This window comes from Microbacterium sp. HMWF026, assembly GCF_003061325.1.
Lineage (GTDB): Bacteria > Actinomycetota > Actinomycetes > Actinomycetales > Microbacteriaceae > Microbacterium > Microbacterium testaceum_E.
Map to the genome: position 1 here is coordinate 1 of NZ_QAJB01000413.1, position 6,302 is coordinate 6,302.

Consider the following 6,302-nt stretch of genomic DNA (forward strand, 5'->3'; position numbering starts at 1 on the left):
GTCCACCCCCATGCGCGTCCCCCGTCTGCTCGCCGCCACCGCCATCGCCGTGGTCACGGCGTCGGCCCTGGTCACCCCGCCCGCGGCGATCGCCGCGCCGGTGGTCGATCCTGGGCTGCACTACACGTTCGACACCCTCAGCGGCACTCTCGGTGCCGGTGCCGCCATCCCCGACACCGGTGTCCGCGCGACGCGCACCGACGGCGTCGTCGGAAACGGCGGCATCACCGTCGTCCCCGGTGTCACAGGTGCTGACGGCGACAAGGCCATCCGCCTGTCGGGCGGGCCGAACGACGCCGACGCGGTCGCGTCGTACGTGTCGCTGCCCAACGACATCGTCGGAGCGGGCGACAAGGCCGTGACGGTCAGCATGTGGACGAAGTGGGAGGGCGCGGGCAACGGCGCATGCCAGCTCGCGTTCGGTCTGGGGCGCTCGACGACGAAGAACCTGCTGGCATCCACCAGTTGCAACGGAACGTACGCAGCCGTCTCGGACGGCACGGGCGAACGCCGCGTCGGCAACGGCGGTGCCGCCCTGCCGGTCGGGCAGTGGGCCAACATCGCCCTGGTGTTCCAGCCCGGCCAGCGTATCGCGTACTACGTCAACGGGCAGCTCGACGGCGGCGACGCGGAGCAGACCGGAATCGCGCAGACCATCGACGCCGCTCTCGGCCAGAACGGTGTCGGCGGGTATCTCGGACGGTCCTTCTGGAACGACCCGTTCTACGCCGGCGCCATCGACGACGTGCGCATCTGGACGAGCGCGCTGTCGGCCGACGACCTGCGCGCCGTCGGTGCCGACGGCTACCGTGCCGTGCTGGCGTCGGACTCGGTGTCGCTCGGCGACACCTCGAGCGTCGACCGCGACCTGACGCTGCCGACCACGACGGCAGCGGGCTCGGCCGTCACCTGGACCACGAGCGATGCGGGCGTCGTCGCAGCCGACGGGACGATCACACGTCCGTCCGCCAGCGCCGGCGATGCCACCGCGACCCTCACCCCGACGTTCTCGCTCGGTGGCCAGACCCGGGTCGGTGCAGGGGTCTCGGTGACGGTGCGTGCTCTCTCGGCCAACGAACAGGACGAGGCCGTTCGGCAGATCGCCGACGCGCTGCCCGCACAGGCCGGACTCTCCGGCGACGTTCGCGGCTCGATCACCCTTCCCGCCAACGGTGCCCAGGTCTCGGGGCAGTTCTCTTCTGCGCAGGCCGGCGATGTGAAGATCGCCTGGTCGTCGTCCAACCCCTCGGTGGTGTCCGACGCCGATAGCGGCACCGAACCGAACGTCGTCCGCGAGGGCAGTGTCACCCGGGGCGCCCAGGATCAGCAGGTCACGCTCACCGCCACACTGACTCTGGGGGCCGCGACTCGGACCGTGGAGCTGCCGATCACCGTCCTGAAGGCATCGACGCACACGCGTGAGGACGACGAGGCCTACATGTTCGTCTACTTCCGCGACAACAGCATCGACGGGGAGAAGATCCGCTTCGCCGTCTCGGAGGGCAATGACGCGCTCAACTGGCGCACGCTGAACAACGCCGAACCCGTCCTCGAGTCGACGAAGGGGGACATGGGCCTGCGCGACCCGTTCGTGCTGCGCTCGAAGGAGGGGGACCGGTTCTTCCTCATCGCCACAGATCTGTCTGCCGCGCGTTACGGCTTCCCGACCGACAAGGGCAGCCGCTACCTCGAGATCTGGGAGTCGACCGACCTCGTCAACTGGGGCGAGCAGCGCCACATCGAGGTGTCGCCCCCCAGCGCGGGCATGACCTGGGCGCCGGAAGCGCACTACGACCCGACCATCGACGCTTACGTCGTGTACTGGTCCTCGCGGCTCTTCGTCGATGACGCTCACACGCAGGACGACGGCAACGGGCCGCAGATCCTCATGGCCACCACGCGCGACTTCGTGAACTTCACCCCCGCGGTGCCGTACATCAAGTCGCAGGACATCGACGGGCTGCGCAAGACCAACGCCGGCCTGATCGACACCACGATCCTGGAGCGCGACGGCGTCTACTACCGCTTCACGAAGGGCACCGAGGAAACCGCGTGCCGCCCCGACATCGTGGCCGAGAAGGGCACCGACCTGCGGGCCCCGTCCTCGTCGGGCGAATGGACGAAGTTCGACACCTGCCTCTCGGCTCGTGCCGGTCTTCCCGAGACCGAGGGTCCTTCGGCCTTCCGCTCGAACCCGGGTGACATCAACGGCGACCGCAACTACGTGCTCGTCGACTGGTACGGCGGCGGCGGCTACATCCCGCTGTACACCGAGTCGCTCGAAGAGGGGAAGGTCGACTGGAAGGTCCCCGCGCAGTACTCGCTTCCGCCGTCCCCGCGTCACGGCGTCGCCTTCGGGATCACTCGCGAGGAGCGCGACCGCCTGATCGCGAAGTACAACGCCAACGACCTCGTGACCGCGGTCGCCCCGGTCTCGGTCGAGGTCGCCCCGGGAACGACGTCGGTCGCCCTCCCCGCCACGGTCACGGCCACTCGCGCCGCCGGAACGATCGACGTCGGCGTGACCTGGGACGAGCAGGACCTCTCCGCCCTGAAGGCGCCCGGCGACTCGGTCGAGGTGCGCGGTGCGCTCGACGACGGGTCGGCGACCACGGCGCTCGCGACGATCACCGCCGTCGGTACCCCGGTGGCATCCACCGCGATCACCCTGGGATACGGATCGAGCGTCGTCGCCGTCGGCGCGACCGAAACGGTGACCGCCACCGTCGCACCGGCCAACGCCGATCAGAAGGTGACCTGGACGTCGAGCGACCGCGCGGTGGCGTCGATCGACGCGTCGGGCCGGGTTGCCGGTATCGCCCCCGGCTCGGTCGTCATCACGGCCACGTCGACCGATGGCCGGTCGACGAAGCTGCCCATGACGGTGACCGCGCCCGAGAAGGACCTGCTGCTGCACTACAGCTTCGACGGAGCCGGCGCCACGATCGACGGAGCACGCATCACCGACGTCTCCGGCCGTGGTCACGACGCCACCATCCGCGGGGTCGGCGCCACGGCGGCGACCGGCGCGCGTGGCGAAGACGGCGACTCGGCCATCTCGTTCCCCGGTGGTGCGCCGGGATCGACCGCCGCCTTCGCTCAGATCGGCGGGAGCGTCGTCCCCGACGGAACGGCCGATCTGACGGTGTCGACCTGGGTCAAGTGGGACGGCACCGCCGCGTGCGAGTGGCCGCTGTCTCTCGGATCGAGCACGACGAACTACCTGTTCACCAGCCCCGATTGCGGTGGGGTCGCGGCGGCTGTCAAGTCGGGCTTCACCGAGAACAAGTCCGGTGCGGCGCGTCTGCAGCCGAACGAATGGGCGCAGGTCACGATCGTGCTGACGGGCAAGAAGACGCTCGTCACGTACGTCGACGGGGTCAAGGTGGCCGAGGTCGCCGCGATCTTCGACGCCTCCGACCTGGAAGCGCTGAAGGGCGTGGGCGGTCTGCTGGCCAAGTCGCAGTATCCCGCGGACCGTCTGTTCGGGGGCGACCTCGACGACGTGCGGGTGTACGGACGGGCTCTGGATGCCACCGAGGTGACGACGCTGTTCACGAAGGGGACGCTCGAGAGCGGCGTGACGCCGACTCCGACGGCCTCGCCCACGGCGTCGCCCACGGCTTCGCCGACCGCGTCGCCGACCGCGTCGCCGACCGCCTCGCCGACGGCCTCGCCGACCGCCTCGCCGACCGCCTCGCCGGAGCCCACGGTGGCCCCGACGGGCCTGCCCACGGCGTCGCCGGAACCCACGACGGCCCCGACCGACCAGCCCACCTCGTCGCCGAGCCCCTCGGCATCCGCGTCCGCCACTCCCGTCGCGAACGCGGCGGCGGGCACCACGGCCACGGTCAGCTCCTCGCGTGTCGAGCGCGGCGGGTCGTTCACCGCGACGGTGACGGGGGTCAAGCCCGGTGAGCAGCTCGCGGCGACGCTGAACAGCCAGCCGCTCGTGATCACGGGCATTCCGAAGGCCGACGATCGCGGTTCGGTGACGTTCCGCGTGAATGTGCCGGCGGACTTCGCGCTCGGCGCCCACACGCTGGTGATCGTGCGCGACGACGGTCGGACGTTCGCGTCGATCCCCGTGCAGGTGGTCGCTCCGCGTGCGCTCGCCGCGACCGGCGCGGACCTTCCCTGGGGCCTGGGGATCGGTGCGCTGCTCATGGTGGCCGCCGGTGCGGCCCTGGCGATCGGCCGACGCCGCTCCCGGGTGAACTGACCTCACCTCCGCGCGGGCCCTCGTTCCTCGGAACGGGGGCCCGTGTGCGTCTCCGGCACTCCCGACGAACGGACCCGTCGCCGAAGACGAACGTCGCCCCCTCTTCGAGACGAGAGGGAGCGACGATCGGGGCGGCGTGGTCAGGCGGCCATCGCTCCGTAGCGCTTGTGACCCTTGACGTCGTAGCGGTCCAGCATCATGACCTTCGACCAGACCTGGACGAAGTCGCGGACGAACCTCTCCTGCCCGTCGGCGCCCGCGTAGGCGTCGGCGATCGAGCGGAGCTGCGCGTTCGAGCCGAACACCAGGTCGTTGCGCGAGGCCCGCCAGCGGGCCTCGCCGGTCGCCTGGACGCGACCGGTGAAGGTCGACGCGGTGTCGTCGTCCTTGGTCCAGACCAGGTCGGTGTCGGTCAGGTTCACGAAGAAGTCCGTCGTGAGGACACCGACGCGATCGGTGAACACACCCCGGTCCGACCCGTCCCAGTTCGCGCCGAGGACGCGGAGCCCCGCCGTGAGGACGGCCCACTCGGGCGCGGTCAGCGTGAACAGGTTCGCCTTGTCGAGGAACGCCGCCTCGGGCGCGACACCGGGGGCGAACTGCTCGAAGCGCTCGGACACGAAGTTGCGGAAGCCGTCGGCGACGGGGCGCAGCCACTCGAACATCTCGATGTCGGTGAGCTCCTGGGTGGTGTCGACACGGCCCGGCGTGAACGGGACATCGGCGTCGGAGCCCGCCGCCCGTGCCGCCTGCTCGACCGCGGCCGTGCCGGCGAGGACGATGAGATCCGCGAGCGACACCTGTCGTCCGTCCGATGATGCGGCGAAGTCCGACTGCACGGTCCGCAGCACGTCGATCACCGGGAGGGTGCGGCGGTTGATCGCCCAGTCCTTCTGCGGCGAGAGGGCGAGACGGCCGCCGTTCGCGCCACCTCGCTTGTCGCTGTCGCGGTAGGTGGACGCGGCGGAGAAGGCCGTGTAGACGAGGTCGGACACGGACAGCCCCGTCTCGAGGACGGCCTTCTTGAGGGCCGCCACGTCGGTGTCGTCGAGCACGGTTCCGTCCGTGTCGGGGAGCGGATCCTGCCACAGCAGATCGTCGGAGATCGTGACCTCGGCGCCGAGATACCGGTGCTTGGGACCCATGTCGCGGTGCGTGAGCTTGTACCAGGCCTTCGAGAACGCGAGCGTGAACAGGTCGAAGTCGGCCAGGAAGCGTTCGCAGACGGCGCGGTACTCCGGGTCGACCTTGAGCGCGATGTCCGAGGTCATCATCATCAGCGGGTTCATCTGACCCGGCACGTGCGCGTCGGGGGTCTTCGGCGCGTCCGGGTCGGTGGGCGTCCACTGCAGGGCGCCGGCAGGACTCTTCGTCTGCTCCCAGTCGTAGGCGAACAGGTTCTCGAGATAGGCGTTGTCCCACTGGATCGGGTTCGGGGTCCAGCTGCCCTCGATGCCGTTGGTCGAGGTGTTCTCGGCGTTGCCGCTGCCGACCGGGTTGTGCCAGCCGAGACCCATCGACTCGATCGGCGCGAGCTCGGGCGACGGGCCGATCTGGGACGCGGGCACCTGACCGTGGCTCTTTCCGAACGCGTGACCGCCGGCGATGAGGGCGACGGTCTCTTCGTCGTTCATCGCCATGCGCGTGAAGGTGATGCGGATGTCCCGCGCCGAGCCCATCGGGTCGCCGTTGGCGTACGGCCCCTCGGGGTTGACGTAGATCAGGGCCTGGTGGGACGCGGCCAGCGGGCTCTGCAGGTCGTAATCCGCGTCGCCGTTCTGACCGTGCCAGCGTTCGTCCCGGCTGACCATCTCGTCGGGGCTCTCGATGTTGTGCGGGTTCCAGACCTCGGGGCCCCACCAGGTGCCGTCGTCGGGCTCCCAGGCGTCGAGTCGTCCTCCCGCGAAGCCGTACGTCGGCAGACCCATCAGCTCGAGCGAGCAGTTCCCGGTCAGGACCATCAGATCGGCCCACGACAGCGCGTTCCCGTACTTGTGCTTGATCGGCTGCAGCAGGCGACGGGACTTGTCGGTGTTGCCGTTGTCCCACCAGCTGCCGATCGGAGCGAACCGCTGCATCG

Annotated in this window: 2 protein-coding genes; one reads left to right on the forward strand and one right to left on the reverse strand. The window is 70.0% G+C overall.

Annotated elements, in window-relative coordinates:
* Positions 1-4,222: LamG-like jellyroll fold domain-containing protein (locus DBR36_RS15075; RefSeq protein ID WP_146185391.1), on the forward strand; the 4,222-nt coding region annotated here is incomplete at its 5' end.
* A gap of 140 nt (positions 4,223-4,362) precedes the next feature.
* Here the strand turns inward: DBR36_RS15075 and katG are convergent.
* On the reverse strand, positions 4,363-6,302 hold a 1,940-nt coding region (katG, locus tag DBR36_RS15080), incomplete at its 5' end, for a catalase/peroxidase HPI (RefSeq protein ID WP_219927668.1).